This is a genomic window from Collinsella sp. AM24-1, assembly GCF_003470325.1.
In the GTDB taxonomy this organism is placed as follows: domain Bacteria; phylum Actinomycetota; class Coriobacteriia; order Coriobacteriales; family Coriobacteriaceae; genus Collinsella.
The window spans coordinates 116399-129317 of record NZ_QRHM01000002.1; the positions used below are offsets into that span (position 1 = coordinate 116399).

Genomic DNA, 12919 nt, shown 5'->3' on the forward strand with positions numbered 1-12919 from the left:
GGACGCCGATGAGTACAATCGGTCGAACAAATGTTGACCTATCAACAAATGAAGGAGTTTCCTTTATGCATCTAGCCCGCCGCGCCTGGTGCCGAACATATCAGACGGTTTTTCGCATCGCATTGCCGATCCTGCCCTATACCGAGCCGCGCATTTTGGAGCATGCCGAGGATGTGCCCGCAGTGCTTCAAAAGCGCTCGATCCAGAAGGTCCTTATCGTGACAGACCCTGGTATTGCTCGTTTGGGACTCACGGCATCACTCGAGCGTGCGCTTACGGCTCAGGGGATTGGCGTTACGGTCTATGCCGAAACGCGTGCGAATCCCACGGTCTCAAACGTGGAGGAAGCGGCGTCCCTGTATCGCGAGAGCGCCTGCCAGGCCATTATCGGCTTTGGTGGCGGTTCGGCCATGGACTGCGCCAAGGGTGTGGGCGCACGCATCGCACAGCCAAATAAGCCCATCAACAAGATGCGTGGCCTGTTGCGCGTCCACCGTCTCCTGCCGCTGCTTATTGCGGTTCCCACTACCGCCGGTACGGGAAGCGAAGTCACACTCGCGGCGGTTATCACCGATGACGAGACGCACTACAAGTACCCCATTAACGACTTTGTGCTTATCCCGCGCTTTGCGGTGCACGACCCCGAGTTTACACGCGGCCTGCCCGCCTCCATTACGGGGCAGACGGGCATGGATGCCCTGACGCATGCCGTCGAGGCCTTTATCGGCCGTAGCACCACGCCCTACACGCGCAAGATGGCGCGTCAGGCGGTCCAGCTCATCCACGACAATTTGCCCGAGGCTTATGAGCATGGCGACGACATGCGCGCTCGTCGCAATATGCTTTCGGCGGCGTATAAAGCGGGTGTTGCATTTACCCGCTCCTATGTCGGATACGTGCATGCCATCGCGCACAGTCTGGGCGGCCGATACGGAATTCCGCACGGTTTGGCCAACGCGATCATCCTGCCGCACATGCTTCGCGCTTATGGTGACGCCGCCGCCCCCAAGCTTGCCGATCTTGCTCGCATGGCCGGTATCGCGCCGGCTAACGCGCAGGACAGTCTTGCGGCCGAGGCCTTTATCGATTGGGTCGACCGCATGAATGCCGCCTTGGGCATTCCCAAATATGTGACGGGCATTCGCCGCTCCGATATTCCGCAAATGGCGGCCCATGCCGATGCCGAGGCCAATCCGCTATACCCCGTTCCACTTTTGATGGACCGTTTGGAGCTCGAGCGTATGTACGAGGTCGTCGCGGGTGGTATGTTTGAGGATGAGAACTAGGAGGGCCCATGAACACCGAGGAAATCGCGCGCATTGTCGGCGAACAGCGCGCCTACTTTAAGACGCGCGCCACGTTTGATGTCGATGCTCGACGTCGCGCCCTCGTGCGCCTGCGCGAGGCGGTGCGGGCACACGAGACCGATATTGCCCATGCGCTCAAGACCGATTTGGGAAAGTCGCATGACGAGGTCTATATGTGTGAGATCGGCACCTCGCTTTCCGAGATTCGTCATCAGATTGCGCATGTGGCTCGATGGAGCCGTCCGCGCCTGCGTCCGTGTGACCTCGCCAACGCCGTGAGTGTGTGCAAAACGCAAGCCGTGCCCTATGGCGTCACGCTCATTATGGCGCCCTGGAACTACCCGTTTTTGCTAACGCTCGAGCCGCTTGCCGGCGCCCTTGCCGCGGGCAATACCGTGGTCATCAAGCCGAGTGCCTATGCTCCGGCATCGAGCGCGGTGCTCAGGCAGATTTGCGAGGAAGCATTTGATCCGCGCCTGGTGACGGTCGTCGAAGGCGGCCGCGCCGAGAATGAGGCGCTGCTCGACGAGAGCTGGGACAAGATTTTCTTTACCGGTAGCGTTCCGGTCGGCAAGTTCGTCATGGAGCGCGCAAGTAAAAACCTGACGCCCGTGACGCTTGAGCTGGGCGGAAAGAGCCCCTGCATTGTGGATGCCACGGCAAACTTAAAAGTCGCGGCACGGCGCATCGCCTTTGGTAAATGGCTCAACGTGGGGCAGACCTGCGTGGCGCCCGACTACCTGCTGGTCGATACGCGCGTACACGATGAGCTGTTGGGCCTCATCAGGGAGGAGACCCGTCGCATGTTTGGCGAGCATCCGCTCGACAACGAGGATTACGGTCATATCGTCAACGCCAAGCATTTTGCGCGCGTGCGCGGGCTGATCGACCCCGACAAGGTTGTGCTGGGAGGCACGGCGCGCGAGTCGTCGCTCAAGATTGAGCCGACGATCCTAGACGGCGTGGCGCCTGAGGACGCCGTGATGCAGGAAGAGATTTTCGGTCCCATCTTGCCGGTGCTGACGTTTGAGAGCCTGGATGAGGCCGAGGCGTTTATTGCAGATCGTCCGACGCCGCTGGCCCTGTATATCTTTAGCCAGGATCGCGCAGTTCAGGAGCGCTTTGTGCGCTACGTGCCCTTTGGCGGCGGCTGCGTTAACGACACGATCATGCACTTGGCTACGAGTCATATGGGCTTCGGCGGCATGGGTGCGAGCGGTATGGGCCAGTACCATGGCCGCGAGAGCTTCGATACGTTTAGCCACAAGAAGAGCATCGTGAACAAGGCAACGTGGCTGGACGTGCCGTTCCGCTACGCCCCTTATGAGAGCTGGAAGCACAAGTTCGTGCGCATATTCGTGCATTAGAAAATGGCAGGTAATACGAACAAATGTTCCTATTACCTGCCATTTACGTTAGACTACTGCTATGGGGTACGGATGGGCCAACTCCCTTTAGAAGGGAATTGGTATGAACGTAAGCGATGTTATTTCGTTACTGGCGTTGTTAATCGCGGCTATCGAACTCGGCCTGTTTATCGGCCGAATGAAATAGCCGCCCCCGCGTAAGCGAAGACGGCCACTTCTCACGATGTAAACGTGCACTGGAGTTGGCAAGACCCGCTGCAACGGGTGCCATCCGTGCCTCTATCTTATCTGCAAGCGCTCTGTCTCGCAAGCGTTGCGGCAAATGGGCGAAAGGTGCGAGCGGGTGAAATTTTGTCCGCACGGGCCCGTAAGCTTCTCAGTAAGGTTAAGTGCCGGTTTATTCGGTCGTTAGAGGAGTTGCCATGTACGAGCCTTCACGTGTTCTTTTGTCGTTTCATATTGCAGGATTTCAGTATGCCGATGGCGCCTTGGTCTTGGGCGATCTTAAAGCGGGCGTTAAACTGACGCTGTGTGCCGAGCGCGATAACCCCCATGATCCCGAGGCGGTTGCGATCTACTACGGCAACACCAAGCTTGGGTATGTTCCGGGAAACGAGGTCGGCCCGCTGTCCTTGATGATGTATTACGGCCACGAGGACGTATTTGAGGCTCGCGTGCAACAGGTTGCTCCCGAGCGCAGCCCGTGGCATCAGGTGCGCGTTGGTCTCTATGTGGTGGATGCTCGCTAATCGGCAATGGAGGCGGTCATGTTTGATGACGATGACCTGTTCGATCTGACGGACGACCCGTTTGAGTGGGATATGCTGATCGACGATGATGAGCTGGAGCAGGACCGGAAGAAGCGGCAGGACAAGAACGCCCAGGGCGACGCTTCGAAAAAGCAAGACAAGCGCCGCCGCGGACTGTTCGGCGGGCTCTTTGGATAACCGCTGCATCGCTGCGTCTGTATACTTAGCACGAGTTGAACACGTTGCGAAATGAGGACAGAGACGATGATGTGGTTTACCGCCGACCTGCACCTGGGCGATACGAATATCTTGCACGATATGGATCGGCCGTTTGATTCGGTCGAGGAGATGAACCGCAAGGTCATCGATGCCGTCAATGAGTGCGTGGCGGCGGACGACCGTCTCTATATCTTGGGAGACTTTACCTATCGTTTGCCCCTGGCGGAGGCGATGCGCCTGCGCGAGCGTATCGAATGTCAGAACGTGACGCTCATCCGTGGTAACCATGACGGCGACTGGGAAGATCCCGACGTACCGCAGATTTGGGAAGACGTGCGCGATTACCTGGAGATTGCTCCCGGCTATGCCAAGGGCCATCGCCTGGTGTTGAGCCATTACCCCATGCTCAGCTGGAATGGCAAGGCGCGCGGCGCCATCATGCTGCACGGGCACATCCACAGCAGGGGAGACCGTACCAATGCACGCAACCGCGATCGCGAGCGCCCTATCTTTCGCTACGATGTCGGTCTCGATGCCAACGAGTACAAGCCCGTAAGCCGTGACCAGATTCTTAGCTTCTTTGGGTTATAGGGCGCCAGAGCCACCACAAAGGGGGCAGGCACCTTTGTGGTGGTTCTGGCGCCGTTGCCATTATGGCGGCGGCGTCTTTTTTGTCCGTGCGGCGCGGTAGAGTGTAGGCGGTTGAAATTTGCGTCCATCGAGGAGCTGCCATGAACGAGATCAAGTGCCCGCATTGCGGAGAAGTTTTTAAGGTCGATGCGTCCGGCTATGCAGATATCGTCAAACAGGTGCGCGATGCCGAGTTCTCGCGCGATCTTGATGAGCGTGTGAAGGCGGTCCAGCGCGAGGGCGAGCAGGCGCTGGAGCTTGAGCGTTCGCGTTCGACGGCTGCCTTGCAAAAGGCAGAGTCTCAGCGCGACGCTGAGCTCGTAGAGCAGAAGAACGCTGCGGCTCAGCAGCTGGCGCAAGAAGTCGCCAAGCGCGATGCCGAGCTTGCCGAGCTGCGCGCCAAGCTCGAAGGCGCTACTGCAGAGCGCGAGAGTGCAAGCCAGCGCGCGGCGGTTGAGGCCCGCGCCGATGCTCAAAAGGAGAATGCCGAACTGCAGCGCGAGATCGACAACCTGCGTGCGCAGTTGGGGCGCAAAGATGATGAAGCCAAGCTTGCCGAGGCAGCGGCACGCAATGCTGCTCAAAACGACCTGTCCGCACGTGATGCCCAGATTGCCGAGCTGCAAGCCAGGCTCGCCGCGGCGGACAAGGCCCAGGAGATGGCGCTTGCTGCTGCTGCGGCCGAATCGCAGCGTGAGCTCGAGGCCGCTCGCAGCGAGGCCGAACGTACGCTTGCTGACTATCGCGCGAAGGTTCAGGAGAAGTTTTCCGTCGCAAAGGCTCAGTCCGAGCAGGAGGCCGAGGGTCTGCGTGCTCAGCTGCGCGAACAGGAACTGACGGCCAAGATGAACCTATCGGAGGCGGTCGCCGCGGCGGAGCGTGAGCGTGACGAGGCCCGCGCCAAGCTCACGAGTGAGCTGGCGGTGCGCGATTCACGCGAGGAGCAGGCCAAGGCGGCACACGAGCTCGAACTTGCGCAGACCAAGCGCGCGAACGAGGAACTGATTCGCTACAAGGATGAAGAGATTGAGCGCCTTAAGGACATGAAGGTCCGCCTGTCCACCAAGATGGTGGGCGAGTCGCTCGAGCAGCACTGCGAGACCGAGTTTAATCGTCTGCGCATGACGGCGTTTCCCAACGCGTACTTCGAGAAAGATAACGATGCGTCCGAGGGCACCAAGGGCGACTTTATCTTCCGCGAGTGCGACGCGAGCGGCAACGAGATCATTTCGATCATGTTCGAGATGAAAAACGAGAACGACGAGACCGCGACCAAACACAAGAACGAGGATTTCTTTAAGAAACTCGATCACGATCGCCGCCAGAAAGGCTGCGAGTATGCGGTGCTCTGCACCCTGCTGGAGCCCGAGAGTGACCTCTATAACGCGGGTATCGTCGACGTGAGTTACCGCTATGAGAAGATGTACGTGATCCGCCCGCAGTTCTTCATCCCCATGATTACGCTCCTTCGCAACGCCGCTATGGGTTCGCTTCGCTATAAGCAGGAACTGGCGGAGTACAAACAGCAGAATATCGATGTCACGAACTTCGAAGCCAAGATGGAGAAGTTCAAGGATGGCTTCTCGCGCAACTACAACCTGGCGAGCAAGCAATTCGAGTCGGCAATCAAGGAGATCGATGCCGCCATTAAGCAGCTCGAGAAGACCAAGGACGACTTGCGCCGCAGCACCGAGAACCTACGCTTGGCCCACAACAAGGCCGATGAGCTTACCATTCGCAAGCTCACATGGGGCAACAAGACCATGAAGGCAGCGTTTGACGAGGCGCGCGAGGCTGCGCCAGAGACAAACGAGGAGCCAGCCGAGGCGGATTCGTATGAGGTCGAGGATGCCGAGTAAGGCATAGCGGATAGTGAAAAAGCGGGGCTGCTGGCGATGTTGCCAACAGCCCCGCTTCGTTTCGTCCCAATATGCTTGGCTAATCCTCGAGCAAATCCTCGATAAAACCGACGCGGTAGTTCTTGAAGATGACCTCGCCACCGTCTTGCGTGGCGTCCAGATCGACATCGCCCATGATGCCAAAGTCGTGGTCGCCGTCCTCGTCGGCAAAAATCTGGTGCACGTGCCACACGTGGAGCGCCTTCTCGTCGGACTCATCGATCGAGAACATAGCAGAGGAGCGCGCGTCGCCGTCGGTGAGAATCTCCTCGTGCTGCTCGTGGTAAGCGTCGAGTGCTTTTTGCCAGCGGATCTCGCTCATGCCCCAGTCGTCGTCGAGTTCGCCCAGGTCGCGCACATGCTCGCGGGCGGCAAGAGTCACGCGGCGGAAGAGCGCGTTGCGCACCAACAGCGTGCAGCCGCGACGGTCCGCCACGACCTCGTCGATGCCCTGCGGCGGCGTGGCGTCGAGGGCTGCCGGGTTGCCAGCGTTCTCCCACTCGTCTACCAAGCTCGAGTCGACCGAGCGCACCACAAAGCCCAGCCACGAGATAATGTCGCGCAGGCGCTCGTCGCGCTTCTCGATGGGTACGGTGCGGTCGAGCGAACGGTAAGCCTCTGCCAGGTAGCGCAGCAAAATGCCCTCGGAGCGGGCGATGCCGAGCTTTTGAATGTAGCCCTTAAAATCGCTCGCGCTCTCCAGCATATCGCGCAGAACGCTCTTGGGAGAGAGTTGGTAGTCGTTTGCCCAGGGTACTTCCTGGCAGTACTTGTCAAAGGCGGCGTCGAGCAGGTCCTCAAGCGGCTTTTCGTACGTGACGTCCTGAATACGCTCCAGGCGCTCCTCATACTCGATGCCGTCGGCCTTCATCTCGGCCATAGCGCGATCGCGCGCGGCACGCTCCTGTGCGCGCAGCACCTGTTTGGGGTCCTCGAGCGTGGCCTCGACCATCGAGATCAGATCCATGGTATAGGTCTCGCTCTCGGGATCGAGCAGCTCCAGCGCGGCAAGCAAAAACGGTGAGAGCGGCTGGTCGAGCGCAAAGTCCTCGGGCAGGTCGACCGTCAGCGCGTAGTCGATGTCCGGCGCGGCATCAGCCGGAGCGTCGGGTGCGGGCGGTACCTCGGTGCGCACGACGACGCCGGAGTCGATGAGCGTGGCGAAGATTTCGTCGGCGCGAACCTCGAGCTTAGCCTTTTCTTCGGGAGTCTGCAGGCTCGTCTCGATGAGGTCGTGTACGCGGGCGCGGGCGTCGCCGCCCTGCTCGACCACGCTAATCACCATGGAGTGTGTGATGCGAAGGCGCGGCTTGAGCGTTTCGGGCTGCGTCTCGATCAGGCGCTCAAAGGTCTGCTTGTTCCAGGTGACAAAGCCCTCGGGGGCCTTCTTCTTTTTAATCTTGCGGAGCTTCTTGGGGTCGTCGCCCGCCTTGGCCATGAGCTTGGCGTTCTCGATCTCGTGCTCGGGTGCCTCGGCAATCACCATGCCCTCGGTATCGAAGCCCGAGCGGCCGGCGCGACCGGCAATCTGATGAAACTCGCGGGCGCGCAGACGACGCATCTTGTAGCCGTCGAACTTGGTGAGCGCGGTGAGCACCACGGTATGGATGGGTACGTTGATGCCGACGCCGAGCGTATCGGTACCGCAGATGACGGGCAGCAGGCCCTGCTGCGCCAAGCGCTCGACCAGCAGGCGATAGCGCGGCAACATGCCAGCATGGTGCACGCCGACGCCGCATCCGAGCAAGCGCTTAAGAATCTTGCCAAAGGCCGTCGAGAAGCTCGTGCCCTTGGCCGCCTCCTTGATGGCCTCGCGCTGCTCCTTGCTGGCAATACCAAAGTTGGCGAGGGATTGCGCCGTCGCAAGTGCGGCGTCCTGGCTAAAGTGCACGATGTAGAGCGGGGCCTCGCCGCGGCGCATTGCGAGCTCGACGGTGCCCTCAAGCGAGGTCGTCACGTAGTCGTAGCTCAGCGGCACGGGGCGTGGGGCATCGACGACCAAGTCGCAGGTAGCGCCGGTGTGTTCCTCGAGCGAGGCGGCGATCGCGGTGACATCGCCGAGCGTGGCGCTCATGAGCATGAATTGCGTGTGGGGCAGGGTGAGCAGCGGCACCTGCCAGGCCCAGCCGCGATCGGGGTCGGCAAAGTAGTGGAACTCGTCCATGGCCACGCAGCCCACGTCGGCGTCCTCGCCCTCACGCAGTGCATCGTTGGCAAGGATCTCTGCCGTGCAGCAGATGACGGACGCCTTGGTGTTGATATGCGTGTCGCCGGTGATCATGCCTACGTTATCGCGGCCGAGCACCTGCACCAGGTCGAAAAACTTTTCGCTGACCAGGGCCTTGATGGGGGCCGTGTAATAGCAACGTTTGCCCTGCGCCATGCCCATAAAGAGCATGCCCAGCGCGACGAGAGATTTACCCGATCCGGTCGGTGTGCCTAAAATGACGTGATCGCCGGCAGCCAGATCCATGAGGGCTTCTTCCTGGTGATCCCACAGCTCAATGCCGCGATTGCTCGTCCATTCAAAGAAGCGTTCGAAGGCTTGATCGGGCGTGAGCCATGGTTCGGGCTCGCTGCCGTCCTCGGGCTCCCACCAGGTGGGGGAGAGCGCGCCGAGCGAACCGAACTCTGCCTCGGTTCCCGTGCCGCCCGAGAATGAGCTGGCGGCGCCGGCGCCGGAGACGGTGCTGGCGGCGGTATCTGTCGTGGTCTGTGCCATGTGTTTGCTTTCTCTCGCGATTGTCCGCCAACTATTATGGCGTAGCGGCGGCGCGGGGTGCCAGCGCGCGAGAAAATGCAGGAAATGGGCGTTCTGCCCAGCCGTTTGGTGCAGTTGCCAGCTAAGTGAGTAGACTTTTTGCAATATCGCGAGCACATGGCTTTTGCGCAAGGGCTCTACCTGCGGTTTTAGTTTTCGCTATGCGGGTTGTGCTTGGCTATTGCTAAAAAGTCTACTCACTTAGGTCTGAGGATCGTTCGCTGGCGCTTATTTGCGCTTGTCTGCCGATGCCGCGACCATCAGAAGCCCCTAGGACTCCTGCGGTAAGCGCTTCTTGCCCTTGCGGGCGCGGTTTCTAAAGTTCTCGACGGCTTCTTCCATGCCCAGAGGCACATAGGTGAGCTCATCGAGGTTATCGGGCAGGTAGCAGGCAAGACTTTGCTCCTGCATGCGACCCGCTGTGAGCTGTTCGTCGGTGGGCTGCGCGCCGGGTGTGGCGCAAATGCCATAGACGACGGCACCCATTTCGCGCGTGCGGCACTCGTACTCGGTCTCGGGATGCTCGGGATGGTCGCGGCGAACGTCGTCACTTACCCAAAGTGTATCGTAGCCGGCCGCGGCAAACTGCCCCAAGGCGTAGTCGCGCAATGGCTTACTGTCGGTTCGCAGTGTGACGGTGGCACCGGCTGAAAAGAGCGGACGGTACAGCATTAGGTGGTCGACATGGACGAGTCGCTTTTTGGCGTACTTGGCCTTGGGCTGCGGCGTGGGAAAGTTGATGGTGATGGCATCGAGCTCGCCTGCGGCAAATAGCTGCGGCAGCGATGCGGCACCTCGGGGCAGGACGAGTGCGTTGGACAGCCCCTGCTCGCAGATTTTCTGTGCGGCATAGGCGATGCAGATGGGCTCCTGGTCCATGCCGATAAAGAGCGTGTTTGGCTCGCGGCGAGCTTGCTCAACCAGATAGGTGCCTTTGCCGCAGCCCAGATCCAGATGAAGGCGGGTGAAGGGTGCGCCGCCGGCTGGCGCGCAGGCTTCGCGCCAATTCCCGGCATAAGACTCGGGGTTCGTCTCAATCGCATTGGCGTAGCGCTCCAGGCGCTCCTCGAGCACAAAGTTCTTAGGTGTGCGAACGTGGACGGCTCCCATGAGGCTCCTTGGTCATACGTATGGAACACATTGCAGGCGCGTTCCGTCAATGGGTTGAAAAAGGGTGGGCATGGTTTGCCCGAAAGATGCGGTGCGGCTCGGCGGCGAGTCGCCGATACCTACAGGCGCTTGAGAATCACATAGCGGTTGAGCTCGCCGCTGCGACCGTCGGCATGGAAACGCTCAAGCTCGCGCACGGGGACCTCGCCGCTCTTGTAGAACGTGCGGACACCGCGCACCAGGTCGGTGATCTGCTGATCGTCAAAGTGATGGCAATAGCGGTAGGCGTGGCGGTCGTTTTGCCAGCCAATGAGGTGGTCACCGGCTTCAAACTGCGCGGAATCGTAACCCTCAAACGGCGGGGTGAGCTCGGCGCGGGCCTCGGCGCGAACGGCTTTGCGCGCCATGCGCTCGTCGTTCATAAACTCCCAAAAGCTGATGGCGATGATGCCGCCTGGGCGCGTCTGGCGCACCAGAGCGTCGAGCACGCGTACGCGGTACTCGCACGACGGCACGTGGTGCATAAATCCAAAGCAGACCGAGATGTCGGCGAGCGGGGCGTCGAAAAGCACGTCGGGTGTCTCGGCGGGGTTGAGCTTCATAAGGGCATCGAGCACGTCGAGTTCCTGGAAGTGCAGGTTGGGAATGCGCAGGGCGTGACCGTGCGCATCGATAGCCAAATCCTGACACGAGTCAACACCATAGAACTCAAACGGGCAGCTGGCGTCTGCCGAGGGGTTTGCGCCATCGACGCCCTTGGCGGCAAGTGCGCCGCCGGCGGCAAAGTTCTCGAATCGCATATTGCCGCAGGCAAGATCGAAGACGCGGACGGGATGCTCGATCGTGGCGACTTCGAGCTGCCCGAGCGCGATGTCCATGGTGCGCACCCAGCCGGGCCACGGGGCCTGCCGCGTATCGGAAAAGGAGGCGGAGTGTTCGCGATAGAACGTGTTGTTGAGCTGGATGAGCGATGAGGCGAAATCGCGGTTCACGGCGCGGAACTCCCTCCGATGGCGGTGCGGAATAAACAGTACGACCATACTACCGTTAACGCCGCAACGGGGACAACCGAGCTGTGGGTCATTGCTTTGTTTGGACACATTTCCGCAGCTCATATATGCCCGCAACCGCCGGTTGTCAAAAATCTCACTAGAATAGGTGGCATGCTTTTGGCGGTGGCGGATAGATTTTTAACTGTGCAAGGCGCCTTAAGAACAAAAACGGTCCGGCGGCACGGCTGGCATCGCATAGGAGGAACCATGAATGTAGAAACTGCGCAGCGGCTCGCCGACCTTCGTCGCAGCAAGGGTTTTAGCCAAGAAGGGCTGGCGCGAAAGCTGGGGCTGTCGCGCCAGGCGGTCAGTAAATGGGAGCGTGCGGAGAGCTCGCCCGATACCGAGAACCTGATCTCGCTCGCAAAACTCTATGGCGTGAGTTTGGATGAGCTCCTTAATCCGAGCGATGAGATCGAGGACGATATCGAGTTTGAGAACGAGGACCGCGCCCGTCAGCGCGAGGCCGAGGCAGCGGAGCGCGCCCGTACCCATGAGGCAGCGGCACGTGCTACCGAGGCGGCAACACAGGCGAGTGATGCCGCCGCCAAGGCGGCGCAAGCGGCAAGCTGGAGCGCGCAGGCCGCCAATGCCGCTACGGCGCAGGTGACGAGTGGCGGCGCAGCTGGCTCGACTCCGGTGAAAGGTCCGTTCCAGTCGTTTCCGTATTGGGCCGTGTGCTGGCTGCTGTTCTTTTTGCTGATGTTCCTGTTTGGTGGCTCCTTTGCCGCGCTGATCTTCTTTACAATCCCCATCTATCACTGGGTGGCGCGTGCGCTCGATGGCGATTGGGCACGCGGGGATATTCAGGTTGGTCCGGCGCCGGAGGCGGCTAAGGCTCAGGATGTTTCCGCTGCGGTTGATACTGACGTGGCTTCCTCGACCGCCGCTGAGCCGAGCGCCAAAGAAGGTGATGAATGATGAAGCTCTCGCATGAGTCCAAGGTCCGCCTGGGCGTCGGTATCGGAGCGTTCGTGCTCATCATCGGGCTTATCTTTGGCACTTCGCGGATATTGTTTCATTTTGATGGCCCGTGGGATCTCGGCGATATTGCATCCGGTTTGTCCGGTATGGACGATGTGGTTGACGGGGACGATTCTTTGGATGGCGGTAACTATTCCGCTCAGTCTCGGCAGCTTTCGAGCGAAACGTTTGATGCCGACTCATTCCAGTCCCTTGACCTGGATGTGACATCGGGTGAGGTTGAGATCAAGTGCGTTTCCGGCGGGCAGGTGCGTGTCATCGAGAGCGGTCGTGTTGCAAAGGGGGTAGCTACCTACGATGCTGCCACTCAGAATCTGGCCGAGGTTAAGGGTTCTGCGCTCAAGATTCGCCAGTTCGATTGCGATGACGAGCGCGCCATTGACCGCACGGTTACCGTCGAACTGCCGCGCGAAGTTGCCGATAACATGGTGGGCATTACAGCGAATGTAGGATCGGGCGATCTGACGGTCACGGACATTGCGTGTCATGACCTCAACTTGACTTTGGACTCGGGAGACATCGAGTTTGCGGGCACCGTAACCGACACCTTGGATGCCGAGGTCGGTTCGGGCGATGTGGCGTTCGAGCTCTACCAGGCCCCCGCGAAGTCGATGGACGTAAGCGTGGGCTCGGGCGATGTGGAGATATCGGTTCCGAACTCTACGGGCTTTAAGGCGAGCCTCACCGTGGGCAGCGGTGACTTTGAGAGCGATTTCCTTCCGCTTGGCTACGATGGCGAGACCATATTGAATGCTGAATTCGACAACGGTGACAAGTCTGCAACGTATCGTTTTAAGGTCGGTTCGGGCGACATGTCGTTCGAATCGGTGTGACATGCGGTT

At 60.0% G+C, this 12919-nt stretch carries 11 protein-coding genes; 8 read left to right on the forward strand and 3 right to left on the reverse strand.

Annotated features, from left to right (window positions below; all coding sequences use genetic code 11):
- Positions 1 to 65 precede the first annotated feature (65 nt).
- The 6 genes from DW661_RS01320 (at position 66) to DW661_RS01345 (ending at position 6131) form a co-directional block, all read left to right on the forward strand.
- Positions 66 to 1286: an iron-containing alcohol dehydrogenase gene (locus DW661_RS01320; protein ID WP_118094212.1), complete on the forward strand. Its 1221-nt coding sequence runs from the start codon at positions 66 to 68 to the stop codon at positions 1284 to 1286.
- A gap of 8 nt (positions 1287 to 1294) precedes the next feature.
- Positions 1295 to 2674, forward strand: coding sequence for an aldehyde dehydrogenase (locus tag DW661_RS01325; RefSeq protein WP_118094213.1), 1380 nt, complete (start codon positions 1295 to 1297; stop codon positions 2672 to 2674).
- 422 nt (positions 2675 to 3096) lie between these two features.
- Positions 3097 to 3423: an HIRAN domain-containing protein gene (locus tag DW661_RS01330; protein ID WP_117776063.1), complete on the forward strand. Its 327-nt coding sequence runs from the start codon at positions 3097 to 3099 to the stop codon at positions 3421 to 3423.
- An 18-nt stretch (positions 3424 to 3441) separates the two neighbouring features.
- Positions 3442 to 3621 (forward strand): hypothetical protein, encoded by a 180-nt coding sequence (locus DW661_RS01335; protein WP_117655200.1) that lies wholly within the window; start codon positions 3442 to 3444, stop codon positions 3619 to 3621.
- Positions 3622 to 3687: 66 nt separating this feature from the next.
- Positions 3688 to 4233 carry a metallophosphoesterase gene (locus tag DW661_RS01340; RefSeq protein WP_233502598.1) on the forward strand — a complete coding sequence of 182 codons (546 nt, stop codon included), beginning with the start codon at positions 3688 to 3690 and terminating at the stop codon, positions 4231 to 4233.
- A 140-nt stretch (positions 4234 to 4373) separates the two neighbouring features.
- Positions 4374 to 6131 carry a DUF2130 domain-containing protein gene (locus tag DW661_RS01345; protein ID WP_118934249.1) on the forward strand — a complete coding sequence of 586 codons (1758 nt, stop codon included), beginning with the start codon at positions 4374 to 4376 and terminating at the stop codon, positions 6129 to 6131.
- 79 nt (positions 6132 to 6210) lie between these two features.
- Here the strand turns inward: DW661_RS01345 and DW661_RS01350 are convergent, their stop codons facing one another.
- The 3 genes from DW661_RS01350 to DW661_RS01360 form a co-directional block, all read right to left on the reverse strand.
- Positions 6211 to 8892 carry an RNA helicase gene (locus DW661_RS01350; RefSeq protein WP_118934250.1) on the reverse strand — a complete coding sequence of 894 codons (2682 nt, stop codon included), beginning with the start codon at positions 8890 to 8892 and terminating at the stop codon, positions 6211 to 6213.
- A 309-nt stretch (positions 8893 to 9201) separates the two neighbouring features.
- The gene (locus DW661_RS01355) at positions 9202 to 10041 is read right to left on the reverse strand and encodes a tRNA (guanosine(46)-N(7))-methyltransferase TrmB (protein WP_118094216.1); all 840 of its coding nucleotides are present in this window, start codon (positions 10039 to 10041) and stop codon (positions 9202 to 9204) included.
- A gap of 119 nt (positions 10042 to 10160) precedes the next feature.
- Complete coding sequence (locus DW661_RS01360) at positions 10161 to 11033, reverse strand: hypothetical protein (RefSeq protein ID WP_118388411.1); 873 nt, start codon at positions 11031 to 11033, stop codon at positions 10161 to 10163.
- A 267-nt stretch (positions 11034 to 11300) separates the two neighbouring features.
- Between DW661_RS01360 and DW661_RS01365 the strand changes: the two genes are divergently transcribed.
- Together DW661_RS01365 and DW661_RS01370 are read left to right on the forward strand one after the other, a co-directional pair.
- A complete protein-coding gene (locus DW661_RS01365; RefSeq protein ID WP_117640543.1) occupies positions 11301 to 12014 on the forward strand; it encodes a helix-turn-helix domain-containing protein in 714 nt (237 codons plus the stop codon).
- Positions 12011 to 12910 carry a DUF4097 family beta strand repeat-containing protein gene (locus tag DW661_RS01370; protein ID WP_117647470.1) on the forward strand — a complete coding sequence of 300 codons (900 nt, stop codon included), beginning with the start codon at positions 12011 to 12013 and terminating at the stop codon, positions 12908 to 12910. The genes DW661_RS01365 and DW661_RS01370 overlap by 4 nt, the downstream gene beginning before the upstream one ends.
- The last annotated feature ends 9 nt before the right edge of the window (positions 12911 to 12919 follow it).

What these genes read in the sequence shown, in the direction of transcription:
- DW661_RS01320 (WP_118094212.1), top strand. Translation starts at nt 66, where the DNA reads ATGCATCTAGCCCGCCGCGCCTGGTGCCGAACATATCAGACGGTTTTT.
- DW661_RS01325 (WP_118094213.1), top strand. Translation starts at nt 1,295, where the DNA reads ATGAACACCGAGGAAATCGCGCGCATTGTCGGCGAACAGCGCGCCTAC.
- DW661_RS01330 (WP_117776063.1), top strand. Translation starts at nt 3,097, where the DNA reads ATGTACGAGCCTTCACGTGTTCTTTTGTCGTTTCATATTGCAGGATTT.
- DW661_RS01335 (WP_117655200.1), top strand. Translation starts at nt 3,442, where the DNA reads ATGTTTGATGACGATGACCTGTTCGATCTGACGGACGACCCGTTTGAG.
- DW661_RS01340 (WP_233502598.1), top strand. Translation starts at nt 3,688, where the DNA reads ATGATGTGGTTTACCGCCGACCTGCACCTGGGCGATACGAATATCTTG.
- DW661_RS01345 (WP_118934249.1), top strand. Translation starts at nt 4,374, where the DNA reads ATGAACGAGATCAAGTGCCCGCATTGCGGAGAAGTTTTTAAGGTCGAT.
- DW661_RS01350 (WP_118934250.1), bottom strand. Translation starts at nt 8,892, where the DNA reads ATGGCACAGACCACGACAGATACCGCCGCCAGCACCGTCTCCGGCGCC.
- DW661_RS01355 (WP_118094216.1), bottom strand. Translation starts at nt 10,041, where the DNA reads ATGGGAGCCGTCCACGTTCGCACACCTAAGAACTTTGTGCTCGAGGAG.
- DW661_RS01365 (WP_117640543.1), top strand. Translation starts at nt 11,301, where the DNA reads ATGAATGTAGAAACTGCGCAGCGGCTCGCCGACCTTCGTCGCAGCAAG.
- DW661_RS01370 (WP_117647470.1), top strand. Translation starts at nt 12,011, where the DNA reads ATGATGAAGCTCTCGCATGAGTCCAAGGTCCGCCTGGGCGTCGGTATC.